Source organism: Bradyrhizobium cosmicum (genome assembly GCF_032290525.1).
In the GTDB taxonomy this organism is placed as follows: Bacteria; Pseudomonadota; Alphaproteobacteria; order Rhizobiales; family Xanthobacteraceae; genus Bradyrhizobium; species Bradyrhizobium cosmicum_A.
The window spans coordinates 1-257 of sequence record NZ_JASXTA010000355.1 but is presented as its reverse complement, the minus strand read 5'-3'; the positions used below and the strand labels follow the sequence as shown (position 1 = coordinate 257).

Genomic DNA, 257 nt, shown 5'->3' with positions numbered 1-257 from the left:
GCCGACGACGCCGCGTGGTGCGCGCGCATCCTCACCGTGAGCGCCGTTGAGCATGAGCCGGTGAGCCGCGCCGAAATCGAAGCGTTGTTCGAAATCAGCGATGCGGCTGCGGAACGCACCGACGACGGACGTTTCGACGATTTGCTGGCCAAGGCGGTCGCCCACCACGCCGCCTCCGAGTCCGGCCTGCCGGTGCCGCCGCGCACGGTGGCGCTGTCGCCGGATACGCCGATCGAGAGCTGGGCGCCGGTGAAGGC

General features: G+C 70.4%; 1 pseudogene. It reads left to right on the top strand.

The features are described from left to right. Positions 1-257 (top strand): annotated as a pseudogene (locus tag QSV46_RS40225) (hypothetical protein); the annotation flags it as partial.